The sequence below is a fragment of the Dactylosporangium vinaceum genome (assembly GCF_019904175.1).
Classification (GTDB): domain Bacteria; phylum Actinomycetota; class Actinomycetes; order Mycobacteriales; family Micromonosporaceae; genus Dactylosporangium; species Dactylosporangium vinaceum.
This window is the reverse complement of record NZ_CP061913.1, coordinates 8,048,504-8,068,481: the sequence shown is the minus strand read 5'-3', so window position 1 is coordinate 8,068,481 and position 19,978 is coordinate 8,048,504. Positions and strand designations below refer to the sequence as shown.

Genomic DNA, 19,978 nt, shown 5'->3' with positions numbered 1-19,978 from the left:
TCGACTGCGTGCTGGATTCGATGACGTCGTTCGTGCGCACCGCCGACGAGCGCCGCCTGCGCGAGGACCACGCCCGGCAGATGGTGGGCGCGGTGCTCGGCGCGGTGCGGTACGTCGACATCGACTACGCCCGCGAGGACGCGGCACCGGACCTGGCGGGTCCGCGCTGGATCGTGGATGTCGCGGAGTGGGACCGGCCCTCGTGGCGGTACGAGGGGTTCGACTCCGTCGACTTCGGCGTCGAGCTGGAGTGCGTGGACGGCCGGGTCTTCAGCGTGACGTGGCAGACGCCGGGCTGGACCGAGGGCCTGGTGTTCTGGGAGCAGCCGCTGCTGGGCTGCGCGGTGCTGCCCGATTCGGACATCGCGATCTGGGACGTGACCCGTCGCAGCGGCTGGGCGGGCTTCGCCGGGGAGACGGTCATGGACGTCCAGCTGGACTACAAGCCGCAGGACGGCGGATTCTGGTGCCCGCGCGCGACCGTCGGCTTCGCCCGGGGCACGGTCGAGCTCCTCATGGGTGAGGCCCGGGCGCCCGGCTGGACGCTGCAGCCCTCCGCCGACAACATCGCCGTCGTCTACCGGCAGCCACCCGTGACCGCCTGACGCCACCCGCCGGGCCGTGCGGATGGATGTCGGGCGTGACACGTTGCGTTGACACGAACTTAGTTCGCCGCGTAGAACTTAGATCGTCAGATGGAACTTAGTTCGCTGAAGAGGTGCGGCAACCATGGACAGTCCCGTGACGATCGTCGGGGCCGGGCTCGGCGGGCTCACGTTGGCGCGCGTGCTGCACCTGCGCGGGCTGCCCGTCACCGTGTACGACGCGGACGCGTCGGCGGGGGCGCGTACGCAGGGCGGGCAGCTCGACCTGCATGAGCACAACGGGCAGCGGGCGTTGGCGATGGCCGGGCTGACCGAGCAGTACCGGGCGATCATCCACCGCGGCGGCGGGGCCCGCAGAGTCCTGGACCCGCGCGGGGCCTTGCTGGCCGAGATTCCGGACGACGGGTCGATGGCCCGGCCGGAGGCGCTGCGCGGTGACATCCGGCGGATCCTGCTCGACTCGCTGCCGGCCGGGACCGTGCAGTGGGGCCGGAAGCTGGTGGCGGCGACCGCCGTCGGTGGTGGGCGGCACGAGCTGCGGTTCGCCGACGGGTCGGTGGTCGGGTCGGACGTCCTCGTCGGCGCGGACGGGACCTGGTCGAGGGTGCGGGCGCTGCTGTCGGACGAGCGGCCCACGTACGCGGGCATGAGCTACATCGACACCTCCCTCCGCGACGTCGAGGTGCGCCACGGCGCGGCGGCGAAGACGGTCGGGGCCGGGGCCATGTACGCGCTCACGCCCGGCCAGGGGCTCCTCGCCCACCGGGAGGCCGGCGACGTCATCCACACCTACGCCGTGTTCTTCCGGCCGCTCGAGTGGTTCGCCGGGATCGACTTCGCCGACGCGCCGGCCGCGCGGCGGGCCGTCGCGGCCGAGTTCGAGGGGTGGGCGCCCGAGCTGGTGTCGCTCATCGCCGACGGTGAGACCGGGCCGGTGCTGCGCAGCATCCATCGGTTGCCGGATCGGCACCGGTGGGAGCGGGTGCCGGGCGTGACGCTGCTCGGCGACGCGGCCCACGTGACGCTGCCGGGCGGTGAGGGCGCAAACACCGCGATGCTCGACGGGGCCGAGCTCGGGGAGGCGCTCGCCGCGCATCCGGGCGATCCGGAGGCCGCGTTCGCCGCATACGAGGAGGTCATGTTCCGCCGCAGCGAGGCCGAGGCGGTCGCCGCCCACCGGACGATCGACCTCGTCTTCGGCGCCGGTGCGCCCCGGGGCCTGATCGCGCTCCTCACCGGCGCCGCCGGCGTCGGCCGGGGCGCCTGAGCGAACTCCCGGTCGCCGGCGGGCCGCCGCGCGGGCCGGCGCTCACGCGTGCGTGGCCAGCCACTCCTGCAGGGGGCGGCAGCCGCGGAGGAACTGCTCGACGTGGGTGCGGGCCTTGGCGGTGCCGAGCCAGGGCCGCAGCGGGAACTGGTGCCAGGCGATGAGGCCCTTCTGGCGCAGCAGGGCGGCGCGTGGGTGGTCCTTGTCGAAGCCCCGCGGGATCGTCTTGAGCTGCTCGTGGGACGTGACCGACCAGCCGCGGGCCTCCAGGTCGGCGACGATCGCGGCCAGCGCCGTGCCCGAGGCGTCGGCGGCGACGGCGGTGCGGAAGCGGGCCAGGCGCGGGGCGTCCATCATGTAGGCGCCCGCGCCCGCGGCGAGGCCCGACGCGGAGAGCTGGATGTAGCCGCCGCGCTCGAAGGAGGCGGCGCAGTGGGTCTTGTACGGGGACTTGTCGGCGCTGAAGCGGACGTCGCGGTGCGGGCGGAAGATCTTGGCCGGGCCGAACTCCGGTTCGAGCTCGGCCAGCAGCTGCGTCATCGGGGCGCGGACCTGGTCGTCGTAGATCGCCTTGTGCGCGGTCCAGTACGTCTTCGAGTTGTCGGCCTCGAGGCCGTCGTAGAACTCGAGGGCCTCGCTCGGCCAGCCGCGGAACGTCACGCCCTGGAGTTTAGGACGTGACGATCAGGTGGGCGTTGGCGCGGAGGTGCCCGACGATCCCGGCCGGGGCCGTGGTGGGCGAGCCGGCGGTGAACGGGGGCCGCGGGTCGTACTCGATGGCGAGCTGGATCGTCTGCGCCACCTGCGGCCCGGCGATGCGGGCGGCGAGGGTCAGGGCGAGGTCGATGCCGGCGGAGACGCCGGCCGCGGTGGCGTACTTCCCGTCGACGACCACCCGCTCGGGTGACGGTTCGGCGCCGAACTCGCGCAGCCGCTCCCGGACGATCCAGTGCGAGGTGGCGGCCCGGCCCTCGAGGAGCCCGGCCGCGCCGAGGATGAGCGAGCCGGTGCAGACGGAGGTCATCCAGGTGGCACCGGCGTCGACGGCGCGCAGCCAGTCGCGCAGGGCGGCGTCGGCGAGCTGGGCGGCGACGTCCCGCCCGCCGGGCACCACGACGACGTCCGGCGCCGGCACGGCCGAGAAGTCGGCCTTGTCGCCGAGGGACAGTGTGCCGGTGTCGGTGGGTACCCGCCCCGCGCCCGCGCCCACGAACGTCGTCGTGGCGCCGGGGAGCCGGGACAGCACCTCGTGTGGTCCGACGATGTCCAGCGCGGTCATGTGGGGGTACAACACCATGGCTATCTGCATCTAGAAACGCTCCCGATAGTCGGCCGGGCTGATGCCCAGCTCGCGGACGAAGGCCCGGCGCATCGCCTCCGGCGTCCCGTAGCCGCAGGCCCGGGCGACCTCCTCGACGCCACCGTGGCGCTCTTCGAGCAGGCGGCGGGCGGACTCGAGGCGGACCTGGTCGACGTAGCGGCCGGGCGGGGTGCCCACCTCGGCGGCGAAGGCCCGGCTGAACTGGCGCGGGGAGAGGTTGGCGCGGCGGGCGAGGGCGGGGACGGAGAGGTCGGCGGCGGGGTGTTCGGCGGCGTACCGCTGGATGTCGCGGAGCGGGTCGCGCGCGGCGACCTGGGCGGCGAGCTGGGCGCTGAACTGGCGTTGCCCGCCGGGGCGGCGCAGGAACATGACGAGGTGCCGGGCGATGGCGAGGGCGGTGTCGCGGCCGTGGTCGTCCTCGACCAGGGCGAGGGCGAGGTCGATGCCGGCGGTGACGCCGGCGGAGGTGGCGACGGTGCCGTCGCGGACGTAGATCGGCTCGGGGTCGACGGTGACGGCGGGGTAGCGGCGGGCGAGGGCGGCGCAGTGGTCCCAGTGGGTGGTGGCCCGGCGGCCGTCGAGCAGCCCGGCCTCGGCGAGGAGGAACGCGCCGGTGCAGACGGACGTGAGCCGCGCGGCTCGGGGCCCGTGCTCACGCAGCCAGGCGACGAGCCGCGGGTCGCCGCGCTTGGTGCCGGCGCCGCCGGGCACGATCAGCAGGTCGGGCGGGCCGTCGAGCGCGCCGTCGGGGAGCAGGCGCAGCCCGCTGGAGGTGCGCACGGGCTGCCCGTCGATGCTGAGGATGCTGATGCCGTACTGCCCGCCGGCGAGGTTGGCCCCGGCGAGCACTTCGAGGGGCCCGGTGACGTCGAGGCTCTGGACGCCGTCGAAGACGACGATCACGACGTGGTGCTGACCGGCCATACAACCGATCTTCGGGGCTGCTCAGCGCGTCAGCAACGACGCGCTGCCCACCTTTTCAGCCGGCCCGGCGGCGGGCCCGGCGCATGGCGAGCTCGTCGCCGCCGGTGAACGTGTCGCCGGAGCTGCTGCCGGTCGCCGGGGGTGCGGGGAGTTCCTCGCCGGTGGTGGCGGCCTCGGCCGGGAGGTGCGACAGGGTGCCCTCGATCTCCTTGAAGGCGCCGGAGATCGCGATGCCGAACACGCCCTGCCCGCCCTGGAGGAGGTCGACGACCTCTTCGGGGGAGCGGCACTCGTAGACGGTGGTGCCGTCGGAGATGAGGGTGATGCCGGCGAGGTCGGCGACACCGCGGGAGCGCAGGGTGTCGATGGCCTTGCGGATGTTCTGGAGGGAGACGCCGGCGTCGAGGAGGCGCTTGACGACCTTCAGCACGACGATGTCGCGGAAGGAGTAGAGGCGCTGGCTGCCGGAGCCGGTGGCGTCGCGCACGGACGGGACGACGAGGCCGGTCCGGGCCCAGTAGTCGAGCTGGCGGTAGCTGATGCCGGCGGCGTGGCACGCGGTCGGCCCGCGGTATCCGACGTCCTCGGAGGCGTCGAAGCCCGAAGCGGTAGTCGTGGTCACCGGCGCCGGTTCAGCGGCATAGCCAGGTATCCCAGGATCAGGCGGCTGTTGCATTGCGACCCACCTCCAGCGTCAACACCCGCAACCCTATAGCGCACCTTGAGGGTCTGCGGGGAGGTAACGCCGCGACACGCCGGGTGTCGGTGCGTGAAACCTTGCGCGCGTCCACCCGCGAAGATCGTTCACCGTCGGCGACGGTGTCGGAACCTGCGGTTGACCCGGCACCGACGCTACCTGGCCCATCCCGGAAGGCAAGCGTCTTCGCCGAAAGCGCAGCCGAATCGCCCGTTGTCACACGGGCGGGTTAGCAAATTGTTACCAACCGGCTACGCTGCGTCAAAAGAGGTGGAATGCGAGCCGCCCCGGCCGAGGCGGCGTCCCGGGAGGGTCAGCCGGCGAAGTCTTCCGGGCGGACCTGCTCGAGGAACTCGCGGAACTTCTCGACCTCGTCCTCCTGCTCGTCCGGGATGACGATGGCGGCCTCGGTCAGCACCTGGTCGGCGCAGCGGATCGGGGCGCCGACGCGCAGGGCCAGGGCGATGGAGTCGCTGGGCCGGGCCGAGACCCGGACGTTGTCGCCGATCACCAGCTCGGCGTAGAAGATGTTGTCGCGCATCTCCACGATCTCGACGGCGTGCAGCGGGGCCTTGAGGGCCGCCAGCATGTCGCGCATCAGGTCATGGGTGAGCGGGCGCGCCGGTTTCACGCCCTGCTGCTCGTAGGCGATGGCCGTCGCCTCCACCGCGCCGATCCAGATCGGCAGGTAGCGGTCGCCGTCGACCTCCTTGAGCAACACGATGGGCTGATTGGTGGGCAGCTCCACGCGGACTCCGACCACATTCAGCTCTCGCACTGCCGCCTCCGTGTCGACTTGCCTCTCCCTGCACGTTACACGGACTCCACCGCAGTCGTGCCACTCGCAATGGCCGTGTGATGTGCCGAGTGGCGAAGATCGCCCGACGCGAGCCGCGCCGGAAATGTCTCGTTCACTCAAATGTTGCCAGCTCGGGGCTATTTGCCGAGGATCTCCCGCAGCCCGGCCCGCACCAGCGCCGCGTGCACCCGGGCCGTCAGCGCGGTCAGCTCATGCACCGTGTCGGCCGCCTTCGCCCGCCCGGCCGGGCCGCTCTGCCTGGTCAGCGGCGTGACGAGCTGGCTGAACAGGCCGACCTCCCGGTCCGCGGCGGCCCGGTAGGCCCGCAGGTGCCGCGGCTCCACGCCGAACTCGGCGAGCCGGGCCGCGGCCGTGGCGACCTCCAGGGCGTCGGCGTCGTAGCCGGCGCCGGGCCGGGTCTTGACCAGCCCGTGGTCCTCCAGGGCCTTCAGGAGCGCCTCGGTGAGCCCGGCCTTGGTGATGAGCTCGTCCCGGGTGAGCCGGGTCTCGGTGTGCGCCTCGACGGGCTCCACCGCCGACACGTCGGCCAGGGGCTCGCGCATGGTCGCGAGGTGCTCGCGGATGACCCGCAGCGGCAGGTACTGGTCCCGCTGCGCGGTCAGCACGTACCGCAGCCGGGTGACGTCGGTCCAGGTGTACTTCCGGTATCCGGCCGGCGTCCGCCGCGGCTCGACGAGCCCCTCGGTCTCCAGGAACCGCAGCTTGGAGATGGTGATGTCGGGGAAGTCGCCGCGCAGGCTGGCGAGCACCTCGCCGATGCTCATGAGCCGTTCGCCCCGGGTGGTGTCCTCACCCGGGGTGTGGTCGTGGTTCCAGGCGGCCGCCGCCGTCATCGCCTCAGCTCTCGTCGGGGCGCGGTCCTGCGACGAAGACGAGGCGGAACTTGCCGATCTGGACCTCGTCGCCATTGCTCAGGGTGGCCGCCTCGACCCGCTCGCGGTTGACGTAGGTGCCGTTGAGGCTGCCGACGTCGCGCACGGTGAAGGTGCCGCCCTCGCGGTGGAACTCGGCGTGGCGGCGCGAGACCGTCACGTCGTCGAGGAAGATGTCGCTGTCCGGGTGCCGGCCGCTCGTGGTCACGTCGTGATCGAGCAGGAACCGCGCGCCGGCGTTCGGGCCGCGGCGCACCGCGAGCAGCGCCGTGCCGGGTGGCAGCGAACCCGACATGCGGGTGGGCACCGTGTCGTTGTCCGGCCCCTCGATGGCATCCTCAATGGCGCCAAGGTTGAGCGTGGACGTGACGTCGAGTGGGGGAAACTCGTCGTCTGGGCGCGTCATCGAACCACCTCACGGTTTGTCTGTCGGGGTCGCCCGGATGCATTGCGGACCCGCGCGTGCATACGGTTGACTGAGCGAGCCTAGTCACGCGCGAAATCACGGGTCAACCGGACGCGCGGCGAGCGGAATCAGAAAATGTGTCAGCCGGCCGTGAGCGCGCCGTACGCCTTGGCGTCCAGCAGCGCGTCGACGGCGGCCGGGTCGGCGGGCTTGAGCGCCACCAGCCAGCCCTCGCCGTACGGGTCGGAGTTGATGAGCTCGGGCGAGCCCTCCAGGGCCGGGTTCACGGCGACGATCTCCCCGGCGACCGGGGCGTAGATCTCCGAGACGCTCTTCGTCGACTCGACCTCGCCGAGTGCGCCGCCGGCCTCGAACGCGGCGCCGGCCTCGGGCAGCTGCACGAAGACGATGTCGCCCAGGGAGTCCTGCGCGTAGTGCGTGATGCCGACCCGGAACGTGCCGTCGCCGGCGGGGGCGAGCCATTCGTGTTCGGCGGTGTACCGCAGATCGTCGGGAATCACGTCAAGTCCTCTTCGGGTAGAAACGAGCAATTCAGGCGGGCTTGGCGTACTGCAGTGCACCGGCATTGTGCAACGCGTTCACACGAACCGGATCCATTTCGCGCACGGAAACCGTACCGCCGTGCTGACGGACACTGTCCACGACCCCTCCCGGGATGTTCAGCGCCGTCCGCATGGTGTCCGGGCCGCCGATCACGGTGATCGTATACGGCGCGGCGATCGCGGTCCCGTCGACCACGAGGCGCCCCGCTTGGGAGGAGTCGACGAAGTACGTCGGCGCGACGATGCGCACCGCGGGCCCGCCCGCCCCGGCGATCTGCATCGCCTCGGCCCCGGCACCGCGCAGTTCTTCGATCGCGTCGAGCACGGTTTCGGATTTTATGGCCTCGGTACCCGCCGTGAGGTCGATCTGCAATCCCGGTCCTTCGGCCGGGAGCGTCCCGGCCAGGATCCCGAGCTCGTCGGCGCGTTTGCGGGCCTCGGCCAGGGCCGCGTCGCGCCCCTGCGCGCCGGAGTCCAGCTGGCGCTGGGTGCTCTCGAGGTCACTGATCTCACCCCGCAGGCGCTCCTGCTGGGCGTCGAGGTCGGAAAGGATCCGGACCAGGTCCTCCGGGCGGGCCGAGGAGAGCTCCGCGTCGGTACCCCCGGCCTTGAACTGGACCGCGACGGCGAAGCCGAGCAGGGCCAGCAGCAGCGCGATCACCAGGTTCGCGGGCTTGCGCATGCTCACGCCCGGAACAGGTGGCGCCGGATCGCCGCCACGTTGCCGAAGATCCGCACGCCGAGGACGACGACCACGCCGGTGGACAACTGCCCGCCGACGCCGAGCTTGTCACCCAGATAGACGATGAGCGCCGCGACGAGCACGTTCGACACGAACGACACCACGAACTGCTTGTCGTCGAAGATCCCGTCGAGCTTCGCCCGCAGCGCCCCGAACACCGCGTCGAGGGCGGCGACGACGGCGATCGGCAGATACGGCTGCAGCCCGAGCGGCACCGTCGGCTCGAGGAAGATACCGGCCGCCACCCCGGCGATCAGGGCAATCACGGCGATCATCGGGAGGGACCTCCAGAGGGTGTCCGGGCGTACTTCAGCGGCGGCTCGGCCGCGCCGGCGAGGGTCAGGTTCGTGCGCTGCTTCACGCTGAACTGCATTCGGTACTCCTCGACGTAGCGCTTGAACCGCTTCGCCGTCGCCGAGTCCCCGAACCGGGCGGCGATATCGGGCGGCCCGATCGCTGTCACCTCGTAGGGGCTCGTCACGGGCCGGAAGTCGACGAGGATCACCCCGCCCGCGGCGCGGATCGTCCCGGTCGCCGTCAGCCGCTGCCCGTTGACGGCGACGGCCTCGGCGCCGGCCTCCCACAGCCCGTTCGCGATGTCCTGCAGGTCCCGGTCGAGGACAAGACCCAGATTCTCCTCGGCGGTACGTCCGGTCACCGGATCGACAGGCGCCGGCGCGTCGACGATCCGGACCGCCACGCCGTCCCCGGTGACCTTCCCGGTCCCGGTCCCGGCCGCGAGGTCGCGCAGCCGGGCCGCACCGGCGCTGTCGGCGAGCGCGTCGTCGCGGGCCTGGTCGACCTGGGAGCGCAGCTCCGCCGCCCGCCGCTGCAGGTCGTCGGCGGTCTGCTGGCGGGCGTGGACGTCGGCGACGAGGTCGTCACGGGCCTGGCTGGTGCCGGGCGCGGCCTGCACCGCCTGGTGGTAGGCGACGGCCAGCAGGAACCCGACGGCCAGCATCGCCGCCGCGGTCAGCCAGCGGCCGGCCTTCGGCGGGGGCGCGCCACCGCGGCGCTCGGCGGCGGCCGCGTATCCGGGGTCGAGCGGGTTGCGCAACAGCTCGCCGAGCAGGTCGTCGCGGCGCCTGCCCGGCGCTTCGGACTTCTCCGGCTGGTCCGGGTCCGCGGGAAGCGTCACGGCGCGCCGGCGGCGGCCGCGGCCCGTCCCGCGCGGACGTGCACCGTGGCCTGGATGACGTAGAAGGCGGCGGCCAGCCAGTACAGGACGATGCCCCACCACAGCAGCGCCCACCCGCTCGGCTGCGCCCATGGCCGGGCGGCGTCGCTGAAGTGCGCGAGCAGCATCATCGGGAAGCCCATGAGCAGCACCGCCGTCGCGGTCTTGCCGACGTAGTGCACCGGCGGCGGCCCGTGCCCGAGGATCCGCAGCACGACCAGGACCAGCACCATGACCGCCTCGCGGGCGATCAGCGCGACCGTGAACCACCAGGGCACGATGTCGCGGTACGTGAGCGCGAACAGTGTCGCCAGGATGTACAGCCGGTCGGCGAGGGGGTCGAGCAGCTCACCGAGGCGGCTTGTCTGGTTGAGCCGCCGGGCCAGGAAGCCGTCGACCCAGTCGCTGAGCCCGCCGACGACGAGCACGGTGACCGCCCAGCCGGTGGCGTCGGTGGCGAGGAAGAGGTACAGGAACAGCGGCACGCCGAGCAGCCGCGCGAACGTGAAGAAGTTCGGAACGGTCAGCACCGGCCCGAGACCCCGCCGGTCAGCCTGCCCGTCCACCACGCCGGGAATGCTAACAGCCCGCACGGGTGACCTTGTGGAGGCGCCGCTACCCGGCCGGGTAGCGTCGCGCGGCATGAGGCGGACGATTGCCGTGATGCTGGTGCTGGTCCTCGGGGGATGCTCGCAGTCGGCGACCCCGCAGCCAGCCACGCCGTCACCCGCCGTGCCGTCCCCGCCCGCCGCGGAGGGCGCCCTGGGCGCGGCGCCGTCGGCCGCCGCCTCCCCGTCCGCGGCCGGCCCGTGCACCGTCTTCCCGGCCGACAACGTCTGGCACGCCGACGTCTCCAAGCTCCCGGTGAGCCGCGACTCCGCCGCCTGGGTCGCCTCCATCGGCGCCGCCACGAAGGCCCACCCGGACTTCGGCAACGGCTTCGGCCTGCCGATCACCCAGGTCCCGGCCGGCCAGCCGAAGGTCAAGGTCACCTTCCAGTACGCCGACGAGAGCGACCCCGGCCCCTACCCGATCCCGAAGACGGCCCGCGTGGAGTCCGGCGGCGACCGCCACGTCCTGGTCCAGGACACCGCCGCCTGCCGCGCCTACGAGCTCTTCGACGCCGTCCTGCAGCCCGACGGCTCCTGGAAGGCCGGCTCCGGCGCTGCCTACGACCTGCGCAGCAACACCCTGCGCAAGTCCGGCTGGACCTCCGCCGACGCCGCCGGCCTGCCGATCCTCCCCGGCCTCCCGCGCGCCGACGAGGCCGCCGCCGGCTCGATCGACCACGCGATCCGCTTCACCGCCCCGAAGACCCGCAAGGCGTTCATCTGGCCGGCCCGCCACGCCGCCTCCGACGCCACCGACGCCGCCCTGCCGCCGATGGGTGCCCGCTTCCGCCTGAAGGCGTCGGTGGACATCTCGAAGTTTCCGCCCCAGGCCCGCGCGGTCGCCCAGGCCCTGAAGACCTACGGCGCCATCCTGGCCGACAACGGCTCCCCGTGGTACTTCTCCGGCACCGACGACCCGAAGTGGAGCAACACCCAGCTGGACGCGCTCAAGACCCTGAAGGGCACCGACTTCGAGGCCGTCGACTCGTCCCTGCTGATGGTCGAGCCCAACTCCGGCCGCAGCCGCCCCTGAGCTGTTCTTTCCCTTCCTCGGGGGAGCTTCGCTCCACCCGGACCCCTCAAGATCTGCGCCGCAGGCGGCCGGCCGCGCGGAGCTGATCAAGGAACTGAGCGTCGTAAGACGGAGACGCTGCGCCATACGCCGCCGGGAAAGGCTAGGTTCTCCGCGTGGGCCGCCAATCGAAGTCGATCACACAGATCACCTACCGCGACGTCCGCCGGATCGTCACCGAATACGACGAGGGACTGCTGGCCGCTACCGACGGCCTCATCACTGCGGCGTTGGTGCTGTCCCCGGCGGTGCTGGGTTTGGCCGCCGTACCACTGCTGGGGCTGTTCGACCTGAAGAGCGATCTCGTCCGCCAAGTCAGCGACCTGGCCCGCCGGCTGGCCGGCCGCCGTGACAAGTTTCTGGCCCGCAGTGAGTCCCTGGCCGCCGGCCACCTGCTCATCACCCACACGGCTTTCTGGGCTGCGGCCGACGAGGCACTCGGTCCGCTGCTCGCCGGCCTGGGACTCACCGCCGAGGAGCGCGCGGCGGTCAACACGCAGCTCGACCGGCTGGTCGCGGACGCCGAAGAACAGGACGCCTACGCTGGGCTGCCGCCGGCGTCGCTGCCGCAGCCGGCCGCCGGCTTCCGCGACGAGGACCCGCAGCGGCTGCAGATGTACGGCGAGATGAGTGCATCACTCGCCCGGTACGCCGAGGACCTGGCCGACACCAGCGCGGACAGTTCGAGTCCGCCTGCAAGGAGCTGCCCGGCCTGGCGATGCGCCACTGCTACGCGCAGTACCTCGACCTCATGCTGGTCAGCGGGGGCTTCTTCACCTGGGCCAACGCCTACGAGCACGCCAAGACCCAGTCGCTCGTCGTTGACGAGACCGCCGCTCTCGATGCCCGGATCGGTCTCGTCCTCGACTCGATGCGAGGAATCGACGTCAGCCTGCGCCGCCTGGCCGATGCGCTGCCCACACCTGGCCCGGCCGGCTCGTTCGACGACGTCGTCCAAGCCCTCGCGGCCGGCCACGACCAGCGGGCCGCCGAGCCGGTCATCGTCGACCAGTACGAGCCGGAACCCGGCGAAGCGCTCCTGGAGTACCCGAGCCGGAGCGACGCATTCGTGCCGCAGGCCTATACGGAACTGCGGTACCCCGGCGAGCGGATCAGCCTCGAGGACGAGCGGCTGTGGGCGGCCCGCCGGCCGGGCGACGACGGGTGCTGACCCTGACCGAGCAGGTCCGGGCCATGTCGGTGGTGCCGTCGCTCGCGCCGCAGCTGCACGAGACCCTCGCCGACCCCGGTGCGGCCTGGTATGCCGCCCTCTCGTACTCGGCGCTGCACTCCCGACCCGTCGTGGTGCAGATGCTGCGGGAGTGGCTTCCCGTGCGGCTGAACGGGGCCCGAGACTGCGCCGACCGTTGAAGCATTACGAAAAGTAGTACAGCGGCAACTGGCGGTGGCATTGGACGAGGTGCCGCCGCGCTGGTTCTTCGACGGTATGGGCAACACGCCCTATCCGGCGCTGCCGATGCTGGGCGCGCTCGCCGTGTACACGCTGAACCTGGTCACCATCAGCGCCGCCCTGGACAGGTTCGAACTGACAAGTGCCTCGTGGGACCGGTTGTCCCATCTTTGGCAGTCGTAGTTCACGCCCGATGCACCTGGGGCGCCACCCAGTCGCCGGGTTGCGGGCACGGCTCGGACTGCCGCCGGAGCCCTCCTCCGCTGATCTCGATACTGCCGGCGACCTGGCCTGGTACACGGACTGGGTCAATCGCGGAACAGAGCGAGGGTGAAGTCGGCGCCCTGGGGGTGGTAGGCGTGGTCCAGGCGCCAGCGGTCGGTCAGGGCGGTGGCGAAGCGGGCCAGGACCGTGGGGTCGGGGTAGAGCTCGTCGCCGGCCTTCGCGGAGTCCGGGCGGTTGGGGCTCAGGAAGTTCGCGGCGACCGCGCGCCCGGCGGCGTCGTACGCCTGTTCCAGGATGGTCAGGTAGTACAGCGGGTCGTCCGGGTCGGCGAACTGGAAGATGCCGCTGGCGAAGACGTAGTCGTGGCGGCCGGTGGCCGTGGTGCCGAGGGTGACGTCCGGGACGTTGCGGGACTGGGCCAGGGCGACCATGCGCGGGTCCAGGTCGATGCCGGTGTATGTGAGCGGGTGGCCCAGGGACCGCAGGTGGAAGTACAGGTCGCCGGGGCCGCAGCCCCAGTCCAAGACCGTGCCGCCCGCGTAGCCGGCGTTGCGGGTCAGGGCGTCGAAGCGCAGGCGCTGCAGGTCCGGGCTGCCCCAGCCGGCCACGCGCCAGGTCGGGCCGTCCAGGGAGGCGTGGAAGGCGGTGATCGCCTCGGTGCGGTCGCCGGGGGTCATCGGGCCAGGCGGGTGCGGATGAGGAGGTCGTTGAGGGCCGCCCCGGCCGACGGGGTGGGCGGCAGCTTCGACTCGTCCCGGGCCGCCTCCAGCTCGGCCGTCAGCCGGGCCACGTCGGCGGCCAGCCGCTCCGCCGCCACCAGGCCCGGCGGCAGGGCCCGGTGCTCGCCGGCCTTCTTGGCCTCGATCAGCTCGGGGACGTAGGCGAGCGTGTTCAGGACGCGCAGGTCGGCCTCGACCTCGCCGGTGCGCAGGAGGTGGATGCCGGTGTGCAGGACGCGCAGCGTGTAGAGGGCCGGCTTCAGCTCGCCGGTCTTGGCGTACAGCAGCCACTGGCCCGAGGCGAAGCCCAGGTAGTGCCGGGCGTGCTCCGCGGTCAGGCAGTGCGGCGCGAGGGCCTTGAGCTCCTCGTGCAGCGCGGAGGTGCGCACGACGAGCGGCGACAGCAGCTGCTCGAGGACGTAGCCGTTCGGGCGCAGCAGGAGGCGGATGAACTTCGCCAGCTCCTGGCTGACGACGTCCAGTTCCATGCCCTCGCGGACGCCGCCGGACTCGACCGTGTCCGGGCCCGTCTCCAGGCCGACGACCTGGTCCAGGGGCAGCAGGTGGCTGCCGCGCAGATCGAGGTCGGAGTCGACCGACGCGAAGCCGTACAGGTGCGCGCCGCTCACCGTCGCGAACGCCAAGGGGTAGGGGTGCTCGTCGGCCACGTCGCCCGCCCACGCCGGGATGCCCGCGGGGATGGGCGGATGCTCCGTGACGCGCGCGGGGGCGCTGCGGGCAGCCGGGGCGCCGCCGCGCAGCGACACCAGGAACGCGTCCACGGCGGCGCGGTCCGGCTCCTCCGGCAGCTTCGACTCGCGCTCGGCCGCGGCCAGGTCCGCGTCCAGCGCGGCCGCCAGCGCCTGGAAGTCCTCCCAGCTCACCTCGCCGCGGCGGACGGCCAGGAGCTCGTCGCGCAGGTGGGACACGTCGACGAGCACGTCGCCGGTGCGCAGGACGTGGGCGCCGGCGCGCAGGAGGCGGACCATGTGCATCGCCTGCTTCCAGCGCACCTCGCCGGTGCGCTGCCGGACGCTCGTGAGCTTGTTGAGCTGATCCTTGGCGTAGTCGCCGTAGGTGCGGGCGGCGCGGATCGACAGGAACGCGGGGCGCAGGTCCAGCAGCGCCCGGCCGGCGTCGGTGACGTGCTCCACGAGCGGCGAGGACAGGCACTCCCAGACGGTCGGGTTGGCCTGCAGGGCCAGGGTGCAGGCGCGCTCGACCTCCCACGAGAACTCCTCCGGCCGCGGGCCCTCGACGTGCGTGGGCGGTTTGCCGAGCGTCCAGAACGCGTCGGTCGGGGCCTGGTACACACCGCGGCGGTCGGTGTCGGAGGCCGGACCGGCAAGTCCGTACGCGCGCGATCCGACGATTGCCGAGTAGATCGTGTGCTTCGCCACGATGGTCAAGTCCTGCACAGTTGGTAGGGTAGGGCTGCCGAACACCCGCGCGGGAGAGACCACCGCAACCAACGTTGACGGCGGCGCCGAAGGGGCAAATCCTCCCCGGAACCTCTCAGGCAAAAGGACCGCGGCGGGTTGGCACCTCTGGAGTCTGCGACAGAGGGGGAGGAGCGCATCGCCAACGCCCCTGTCCCGCGATCCAGAGAGTGTGGCTATGACCAGTTTTGCCGCGCGGCACATCGGCCCGAGCGCCGACGAGCAGGCCCGCATGCTGAAGACCGTCGGCTACGAGACGGTCGAGGACCTCATGACCGCCGCGATCCCCGGGTCGATCCGCTGGCACCGGCCCCTCGACCTCCCGCCGGCCGCGTCGGAGGCCGACGTCCTCGCCGAGCTGCGGGCGCTCGCCTCGGCGAACCGGCCCCTGGTGTCGATGATCGGCCTCGGGTACTACGGGACGCACACCCCGCCGGTGATCCTGCGCAACGTGCTCGAGGACCCTTCGTGGTACACCGCCTACACGCCGTACCAGCCGGAGATCTCGCAGGGCCGACTCGAGGCCCTCCTCAACTTCCAGACCGTCGTGGCGGACCTGACCGGCCTGCCCGTCGCGGGCGCGTCGCTGCTGGACGAGGCGACCGCGGCCGCGGAGGCGATGACGCTGGCGCGGCGCTCGTCGAAGGTGAAGTCCGACGTGTACGTCGTCGACGCCGACGTCCTGCCGCAGACCCTGGCCGTCGTGCGGACCCGCGCGGAGCCGCTCGGCATCGAGGTCCGGGTCGTCGACCTGGCCACCGACGAGCTTCCCGACGCGTACTTCGGGGTGCACCTGCAGTACCCCGGCGAATCGGGCGTCGTCAGGGATCACGAAGCGCTCATCGGGCGGGCCCACGCCGCGGGCGCGATCGTCACCGTCGCCGCCGACCTGCTCGCCCTGTGCGTGCTGCGGGAGCCGGGCGCGATCGGCGCCGACGTCGCCGTCGGCAGCGCCCAGCGGTTCGGGGTGCCGATGGGCTTCGGCGGCCCGCACGCCGGCTACATCTCCGTCCGGCAGGGCCTCGAGCGGACCCTGCCCGGGCGGCTCGTCGGCGTGTCCAAGGACGCCGGCGGCGCCCCCGCGTATCGGCTCGCGCTGCAGACGCGCGAGCAGCACATCCGCCGGGAGAAGGCGACGAGCAACATCTGCACCGCCCAGGTCCTCCTCGCCGTGACCGCCAGCATGTACGCGGTCTACCACGGCCCCGACGGCCTGCGGGAGATCGCGGCGCGGACCCACGAGATGGCCGGTCGCCTGGCCGCGGGGCTGCGGGCCGGCGGGATCGCCGTCGAGCACGACGCCTTCTTCGACACGGTCGCCGCCCTGGTGCCCGGGCAGGCCGGCCAGATCGTCGAGTCCGCCGCCGCGCGGGGGATCAACCTGCGCCGCATCGACGCGGACCGGGTCGGGATCGCCTGTGACGAGACGACCACGTTCGGCCACGTGCGCGACGTGCTCGCCGCGTTCGGCCTGGCCCACGTCGACGTGACCGAGCTCGACCCGGCCGACCACGTGCCCGCCGAGCTGCGCCGCGCCTCGTCCTACCTGACCCACCCGGTGTTCTCCAGCCATCGCTCCGAGACGGCGATGCTGCGGTACCTCCGCAAGCTCTCGGACAAGGACTACGCCCTCGACCGCGGCATGATCCCGCTGGGCTCCTGCACCATGAAGCTGAACGCGACGGCCGAGATGGAGCCGATCACCTGGCCCGAGTTCGCGAACATCCACCCGTTCGCGCCCGCGACGCAGACGCAGGGGTACCGCCGGCTCATCAGCGACCTCGAGCGCTGGCTGGCCGAGGTCACCGGCTACGACGCGGTGAGCCTGCAGCCCAACGCCGGGTCGCAGGGGGAGCTGGCGGGCCTGCTGGCGATCCGGGCGTACCACCTCGACCGCGGCGACGCTTCCCGGGACATGTGCCTGATTCCGTCCAGCGCCCACGGCACCAACGCGGCGAGCGCCGTCATGGCCGGCATGCGCGTCGCCGTCGTCGCCTGTGACGAGCTGGGCAACGTGGACCTCGCCGACCTGGACGAGAAGATCGACAGGCACCGGGACCGGCTGGCCGCCATCATGGTCACGTACCCGTCGACGCACGGCGTGTACGAGAGCGGCATCTCCGAGCTGTGCAACAAGGTGCACGAGGCCGGCGGGCAGGTGTACGTCGACGGCGCCAACCTCAACGCGCTGCTCGGCTACGCCAAGCCCGGCCAGTTCGGCGCCGACGTGTCCCATCTCAACCTGCACAAGACGTTCTGCATCCCGCACGGCGGCGGCGGCCCCGGCGTCGGCCCGGTCGCGGTCCGCGCGCACCTGGCCAGGTTCCTGCCGTCACACCCGTTCCTGTCGGCCGATGCGCCGGTCGGCCCGGTCGCGGCGGCGCCCTACGGCTCGGCCGGGATCCTGCCGATCCCGTGGGCGTACCTGCGGCTGATGGGCCCGGACGGCCTGACGAAGGCGACCGCGACGGCGGTGCTGGCCGCGAACTACGTGGCGGCCCGGCTGCGCGAGCACTACCCGGTCCTGTACAGCGGCGCCGAGCACCCGGTCGCGCACGAGTGCATCCTGGACCTGCGGGGGATCACCCGGGCCTCGGGCGTCACGGTCGCCGACGTGGCCAAGCGCCTGATCGACTACGGCTTCCACGCGCCGACGATGTCGTTCCCGGTCGCCGGGACGCTCATGGTCGAGCCGACGGAGAGCGAGGACCTGGGGGAGCTGGACCGGTTCTGCGACGCCATGATCGCGATCAAGGCGGAGATCGACCGGGTCGCGGCGGGCGAGTGGCCCGCCGGCGACAACCCTCTCGCCAACGCGCCGCACACGGCGGCGGTGGTCACGGCCGACGAGTGGCCGTACGCGTACCCGCGGTCGGTAGCCGCGTATCCGAGCGCAGCGGCGCGCGAGGCGAAGTACTGGCCGCCGGTCCGCCGGATCGACGACAGCTACGGAGACCGGAACCTGGTGTGCTCGTGCCCACCGGCCTCCGCTTACGAGGAGTAATTATTTAAGTCGGCTTCGTAATTACGTTGCGTTACCGCGGCGCCGCGCCCACGAGCGTGTGAGGCGCGTAGCCGCGGTGCGGCTCGATCACGGAGCAATCGGGCAGAAGCTCGCCGGTGTCCTCGAAGACGATCACACCGTTGCACAGGAGGCTCCACCCCTGCTCGGGGTGGCTCGCGGCGACCCGGGCGGCCTCGCGATCGGTGTCTTCGGCGGTGGGGCAGAGGGGCTGGTGCTGGCAGAGCATCGGGGGTCTCCGATTTGAGAGGTTCAGGTGGGGCCTGTGTGGTTGTTCACATGACCAGTGATGCACGCTACTACGGCCAACGACACTATTCCGAACATGTGACGGCACAACTTCGGGATAATCCACCCTTCGTATGAGCACACTAGGACCGGTCGTCGGGTATGCGCCCGAGACAGTGGATCTTCACCCGCCGGGGTTACCCGACGCGTGTAAGAACCACGTCTGGGAGCGCTCCCGGCTCGAATGGTACGCCGAAGACGGCGGAGACCCTCTTCGATTACTGATTGAATTCGCGGAGTCGCACGGCGTACAAATTGCCGATATTTCGGCATCACCCACGGTCACTGACTCATTCACCTGTGGGATTTCGGTCTTGCTCTCGCCACCCTCGGTGACACCCTCGCCGACACCCTCCGTGCCCGATCTTGTGGCGGTGGCGTACTCGCACGGTCCCCGGCCCCGTCATGCGCCGCCGCTGGACGGCGACCGGACTGTCGGGAACCGGACACCACGCCAGCCTGAGGTGGCGCGCAATTTTCAGGTTCCGGCGCACTCGGCGGGCGCGCGGGGCGCAGATGCCCGGCCCGACAAAAGCCGCGAATCCCGATATTTCGGCGTGGGCCCGTGGATCGGAAGCTGGACGGAGGCCGAGCACGCGGCGGCGGTCGAGGCCGTCCGCGCCGCCATCGCCCGCGGCGACGTCTACGTCGTCAACCTCGTGGGCCATGCGAGCGCCCCGATCTTCAGCACCCATGCCGCCTCTGGCCGGCCGGCCCGTGCGGTGGACGCCGGCGACCTCGCCGCCGCCCTGGCCCGGGTGGCCGCGCTCCCGGGCGCCCGCTACGGCGGCGTCCTGCGCGGCGACGACTGGTGGGTGGCCACCGCCTCCCCGGAAACGCTGATCTCGGTCGCCGCCGGCCGCGCCGTCACCCGCCCGATCAAGGGCACCCGCCCCGCCACACCCGCCGGCCGAGCCGAACTCCTGTCCTCGGCCAAGGAGCGCGCCGAACACGTCATGATCGTCGACCTGGAGCGCAACGACCTGGGCCGCGTCGCCGCCGTGGGCACGGTCCGCGTCGACGAGCTCTTCGCACTGCGCCGCTGGTCGGGCCTGTGGCAGGCCGAGTCGACGGTGAGCGCCCGCCTCGCTCCCGGCGTCGGCCTGGCCGAGCTGCTGACCGCCGTCTGGCCGGGCGGCTCGGTCACCGGCGCCCCGAAGCGGGCCGCGATCGCCGTGGCCACCGCGCTGGAGCCGGTCGGCCGCGGCCCGAGCATGGGCGCGTGCGGCTGGATCGGCCACGACCGCGCCGGCCGCATCGAGATCGACCTGGGCCTCACCATCCGCACCGTCGCCGTCACCGCCGGCCGCGCCCACCTGTGGGCCGGCGGCGGGATCGTCTGGGACAGCGACCCGACCGCCGAGGTGGCCGAGGCGGCCGCGAAGATGGCCCCGATCAAGCGAGCCCTGCACCCCGGCTGACGAGCCGCACCGCGGCGGAGAAGATCCTGGCGAGGCTCGCCGAGAGCCTGCGCGAGGTGCTGCGCCAGCGCGACGAGCCGGCCCGTGAGGTCGAGGGGATGCCTGATGCGCACCCCCTCTGTCCAGGTCCTGACGTCGATGCCGAGCGCAGGGCTCAGGACCGCAGCCAGAACCCTCGTCAAAGTCGGAGACGGTACCGCCTTCCCGACCCCGGCCACCTGGCCGCTTACGCCGGCCTGGCCGCGGCAGCAAGCAGCGCAAACACGCGCTCCTCCTCGCCGCCTCGGCTCGCTGTCGCACCGGCACAACGCCGCCCTCATCTGTCTCGCCCGCCGACGCTGCGCCGTCGATAAGTCAGGACACCCCGGTGGGAAGC

22 protein-coding genes, 4 pseudogenes and 1 riboswitch are annotated in these 19,978 nt (G+C 72.2%); of the genes and pseudogenes, 10 read left to right on the top strand and 16 right to left on the bottom strand.

The genetic code is table 11. The annotated features are described in order from the left end of the window. Positions 1-8 precede the first annotated feature (8 nt). Both Dvina_RS36245 and Dvina_RS36240 read left to right on the top strand, forming a co-directional pair. Entirely contained in the window at positions 9-605 is a 597-nt protein-coding gene (locus tag Dvina_RS36245; RefSeq protein WP_223093846.1) for a hypothetical protein, read from the top strand. A gap of 124 nt (positions 606-729) precedes the next feature. Further along, positions 730-1,872: an FAD-dependent oxidoreductase gene (locus tag Dvina_RS36240; protein ID WP_223093844.1), complete on the top strand. Its 1,143-nt coding sequence runs from the start codon at positions 730-732 to the stop codon at positions 1,870-1,872. Positions 1,873-1,914: 42 nt separating this feature from the next. Here the strand turns inward: Dvina_RS36240 and Dvina_RS36235 are convergent, their stop codons facing one another. The 12 genes from Dvina_RS36235 to clsA form a co-directional block, all read right to left on the bottom strand. Continuing rightward, positions 1,915-2,532 carry a DUF2461 domain-containing protein gene (locus tag Dvina_RS36235; RefSeq protein ID WP_223093842.1) on the bottom strand — a complete coding sequence of 206 codons (618 nt, stop codon included), beginning with the start codon at positions 2,530-2,532 and terminating at the stop codon, positions 1,915-1,917. A 10-nt stretch (positions 2,533-2,542) separates the two neighbouring features. Then, on the bottom strand, positions 2,543-3,181 hold the full coding sequence (locus Dvina_RS36230; RefSeq protein WP_223093840.1) for a DJ-1/PfpI family protein: 639 nt from the start codon (positions 3,179-3,181) through the stop codon (positions 2,543-2,545). Then, positions 3,182-4,117, bottom strand: coding sequence for a GlxA family transcriptional regulator (locus Dvina_RS36225; RefSeq protein ID WP_246655552.1), 936 nt, complete (start codon positions 4,115-4,117; stop codon positions 3,182-3,184). Positions 4,118-4,172: 55 nt separating this feature from the next. Beyond that, a complete protein-coding gene (locus Dvina_RS36220; RefSeq protein WP_223093838.1) occupies positions 4,173-4,793 on the bottom strand; it encodes a MerR family transcriptional regulator in 621 nt (206 codons plus the stop codon). A 334-nt stretch (positions 4,794-5,127) separates the two neighbouring features. After that, positions 5,128-5,592, bottom strand: coding sequence for a bifunctional nuclease family protein (locus tag Dvina_RS36215; RefSeq protein ID WP_223093836.1), 465 nt, complete (start codon positions 5,590-5,592; stop codon positions 5,128-5,130). Positions 5,593-5,750: 158 nt separating this feature from the next. Beyond that, on the bottom strand, positions 5,751-6,398 hold the full coding sequence (gene ftsR, locus Dvina_RS36210; RefSeq protein ID WP_223105905.1) for a transcriptional regulator FtsR: 648 nt from the start codon (positions 6,396-6,398) through the stop codon (positions 5,751-5,753). A 73-nt stretch (positions 6,399-6,471) separates the two neighbouring features. After that, positions 6,472-6,912, bottom strand: a complete 441-nt coding sequence (gene odhI / locus Dvina_RS36205) for an oxoglutarate dehydrogenase inhibitor Odhl (protein WP_223093834.1) — start codon at positions 6,910-6,912, stop codon at positions 6,472-6,474. Positions 6,913-7,052: 140 nt separating this feature from the next. Beyond that, positions 7,053-7,433, bottom strand: coding sequence for a glycine cleavage system protein GcvH (gcvH, locus tag Dvina_RS36200; RefSeq protein ID WP_223093832.1), 381 nt, complete (start codon positions 7,431-7,433; stop codon positions 7,053-7,055). A 31-nt stretch (positions 7,434-7,464) separates the two neighbouring features. After that, on the bottom strand, positions 7,465-8,157 hold the full coding sequence (locus tag Dvina_RS36195) for a DUF881 domain-containing protein (protein WP_223105904.1): 693 nt from the start codon (positions 8,155-8,157) through the stop codon (positions 7,465-7,467). Positions 8,158-8,159: 2 nt separating this feature from the next. Continuing rightward, positions 8,160-8,492, bottom strand: a complete 333-nt coding sequence (locus Dvina_RS36190; RefSeq protein WP_223093830.1) for a small basic family protein — start codon at positions 8,490-8,492, stop codon at positions 8,160-8,162. Continuing rightward, on the bottom strand, positions 8,489-9,355 hold the full coding sequence (locus Dvina_RS36185) for a DUF881 domain-containing protein (RefSeq protein ID WP_223106255.1): 867 nt from the start codon (positions 9,353-9,355) through the stop codon (positions 8,489-8,491). Before Dvina_RS36185 ends, Dvina_RS36190 begins: the two co-directional genes overlap by 4 nt. Then, on the bottom strand, positions 9,352-9,963 hold the full coding sequence (gene clsA, locus Dvina_RS36180) for a cardiolipin synthase ClsA (RefSeq protein ID WP_246655551.1): 612 nt from the start codon (positions 9,961-9,963) through the stop codon (positions 9,352-9,354). The genes Dvina_RS36185 and clsA overlap by 4 nt, the downstream gene beginning before the upstream one ends. A gap of 73 nt (positions 9,964-10,036) precedes the next feature. Between clsA and Dvina_RS36175 the strand changes: the two genes are divergently transcribed. The 5 genes and pseudogenes from Dvina_RS36175 to Dvina_RS36155 all read left to right on the top strand — a co-directional run bounded on the left by Dvina_RS36175 (position 10,037) and on the right by Dvina_RS36155 (position 12,671). Beyond that, a complete protein-coding gene (locus Dvina_RS36175; RefSeq protein WP_223093826.1) occupies positions 10,037-11,038 on the top strand; it encodes a hypothetical protein in 1,002 nt (333 codons plus the stop codon). A 155-nt stretch (positions 11,039-11,193) separates the two neighbouring features. After that, positions 11,194-11,688, top strand: a pseudogene (locus tag Dvina_RS55815) (NACHT N-terminal helical domain 7-containing protein); the annotation flags it as partial. 107 nt (positions 11,689-11,795) lie between these two features. Next, positions 11,796-12,248 carry a hypothetical protein gene (locus Dvina_RS36165; protein WP_223093821.1) on the top strand — a complete coding sequence of 151 codons (453 nt, stop codon included), beginning with the start codon at positions 11,796-11,798 and terminating at the stop codon, positions 12,246-12,248. Beyond that, a complete protein-coding gene (locus tag Dvina_RS36160) occupies positions 12,242-12,448 on the top strand; it encodes a hypothetical protein (protein WP_223093819.1) in 207 nt (68 codons plus the stop codon). The genes Dvina_RS36165 and Dvina_RS36160 overlap by 7 nt, the downstream gene beginning before the upstream one ends. A gap of 34 nt (positions 12,449-12,482) precedes the next feature. Next, the gene (locus Dvina_RS36155; protein ID WP_223093817.1) at positions 12,483-12,671 is read left to right on the top strand and encodes a hypothetical protein; all 189 of its coding nucleotides are present in this window, start codon (positions 12,483-12,485) and stop codon (positions 12,669-12,671) included. A 125-nt stretch (positions 12,672-12,796) separates the two neighbouring features. Here Dvina_RS36155 and Dvina_RS36150 read toward each other — a convergent pair whose 3' ends face one another. From Dvina_RS36150 to Dvina_RS36140, 3 genes and pseudogenes are all read right to left on the bottom strand, one after another. Beyond that, positions 12,797-13,390: a class I SAM-dependent methyltransferase gene (locus Dvina_RS36150; protein WP_223093815.1), complete on the bottom strand. Its 594-nt coding sequence runs from the start codon at positions 13,388-13,390 to the stop codon at positions 12,797-12,799. Then, entirely contained in the window at positions 13,387-14,133 is a 747-nt protein-coding gene (locus Dvina_RS36145; RefSeq protein ID WP_223105903.1) for a nucleotidyltransferase domain-containing protein, read from the bottom strand. The genes Dvina_RS36150 and Dvina_RS36145 overlap by 4 nt, the downstream gene beginning before the upstream one ends. Before the next feature lie 48 nt (positions 14,134-14,181). Then, a pseudogene (locus Dvina_RS36140) lies at positions 14,182-14,841 on the bottom strand (nucleotidyltransferase domain-containing protein); the annotation flags it as partial. Between the two features lie 31 nt (positions 14,842-14,872). Then, positions 14,873-14,973: riboswitch (glycine riboswitch) on the top strand. Between the two features lie 76 nt (positions 14,974-15,049). Here Dvina_RS36140 and gcvP point away from each other — a divergent pair. Further along, positions 15,050-17,875 carry an aminomethyl-transferring glycine dehydrogenase gene (gcvP, locus tag Dvina_RS36135; protein WP_380030524.1) on the top strand — a complete coding sequence of 942 codons (2,826 nt, stop codon included), beginning with the start codon at positions 15,050-15,052 and terminating at the stop codon, positions 17,873-17,875. Between the two features lie 31 nt (positions 17,876-17,906). On the opposite strand, the gene Dvina_RS36130 is transcribed toward gcvP, so the two are convergent. Then, entirely contained in the window at positions 17,907-18,122 is a 216-nt protein-coding gene (locus Dvina_RS36130; protein WP_223093811.1) for a DUF5999 family protein, read from the bottom strand. Positions 18,123-18,491: 369 nt separating this feature from the next. On the opposite strand from Dvina_RS36130, the pseudogene Dvina_RS36125 reads away from it, so the two are divergent. Together Dvina_RS36125 and Dvina_RS55810 are read left to right on the top strand one after the other, a co-directional pair. Continuing rightward, positions 18,492-19,602 (top strand): annotated as a pseudogene (locus Dvina_RS36125) (chorismate-binding protein); the annotation flags it as partial. Positions 19,603-19,616: 14 nt separating this feature from the next. Next, a pseudogene (locus Dvina_RS55810) lies at positions 19,617-19,844 on the top strand (transposase); the annotation flags it as partial. Positions 19,845-19,978: the final 134 nt, after the last annotated feature.

What these genes read in the sequence shown, in the direction of transcription:
- Dvina_RS36150 (WP_223093815.1), bottom strand. Translation starts at nt 13,390, where the DNA reads ATGACCCCCGGCGACCGCACCGAGGCGATCACCGCCTTCCACGCCTCC.
- Dvina_RS36175 (WP_223093826.1), top strand. Translation starts at nt 10,037, where the DNA reads ATGAGGCGGACGATTGCCGTGATGCTGGTGCTGGTCCTCGGGGGATGC.
- Dvina_RS36230 (WP_223093840.1), bottom strand. Translation starts at nt 3,181, where the DNA reads ATGCAGATAGCCATGGTGTTGTACCCCCACATGACCGCGCTGGACATC.
- Dvina_RS36220 (WP_223093838.1), bottom strand. Translation starts at nt 4,793, where the DNA reads ATGCAACAGCCGCCTGATCCTGGGATACCTGGCTATGCCGCTGAACCG.
- Dvina_RS36190 (WP_223093830.1), bottom strand. Translation starts at nt 8,492, where the DNA reads ATGATCGCCGTGATTGCCCTGATCGCCGGGGTGGCGGCCGGTATCTTC.
- Dvina_RS36165 (WP_223093821.1), top strand. Translation starts at nt 11,796, where the DNA reads ATGCGCCACTGCTACGCGCAGTACCTCGACCTCATGCTGGTCAGCGGG.
- Dvina_RS36130 (WP_223093811.1), bottom strand. Translation starts at nt 18,122, where the DNA reads ATGCTCTGCCAGCACCAGCCCCTCTGCCCCACCGCCGAAGACACCGAT.
- odhI (WP_223093834.1), bottom strand. Translation starts at nt 6,912, where the DNA reads ATGACGCGCCCAGACGACGAGTTTCCCCCACTCGACGTCACGTCCACG.
- gcvP (WP_380030524.1), top strand. Translation starts at nt 15,050, where the DNA reads ATGACCAGTTTTGCCGCGCGGCACATCGGCCCGAGCGCCGACGAGCAG.
- ftsR (WP_223105905.1), bottom strand. Translation starts at nt 6,398, where the DNA reads ATGAGCATCGGCGAGGTGCTCGCCAGCCTGCGCGGCGACTTCCCCGAC.
- Dvina_RS36240 (WP_223093844.1), top strand. Translation starts at nt 730, where the DNA reads ATGGACAGTCCCGTGACGATCGTCGGGGCCGGGCTCGGCGGGCTCACG.
- Dvina_RS36195 (WP_223105904.1), bottom strand. Translation starts at nt 8,157, where the DNA reads ATGCGCAAGCCCGCGAACCTGGTGATCGCGCTGCTGCTGGCCCTGCTC.
- Dvina_RS36225 (WP_246655552.1), bottom strand. Translation starts at nt 4,117, where the DNA reads ATGGCCGGTCAGCACCACGTCGTGATCGTCGTCTTCGACGGCGTCCAG.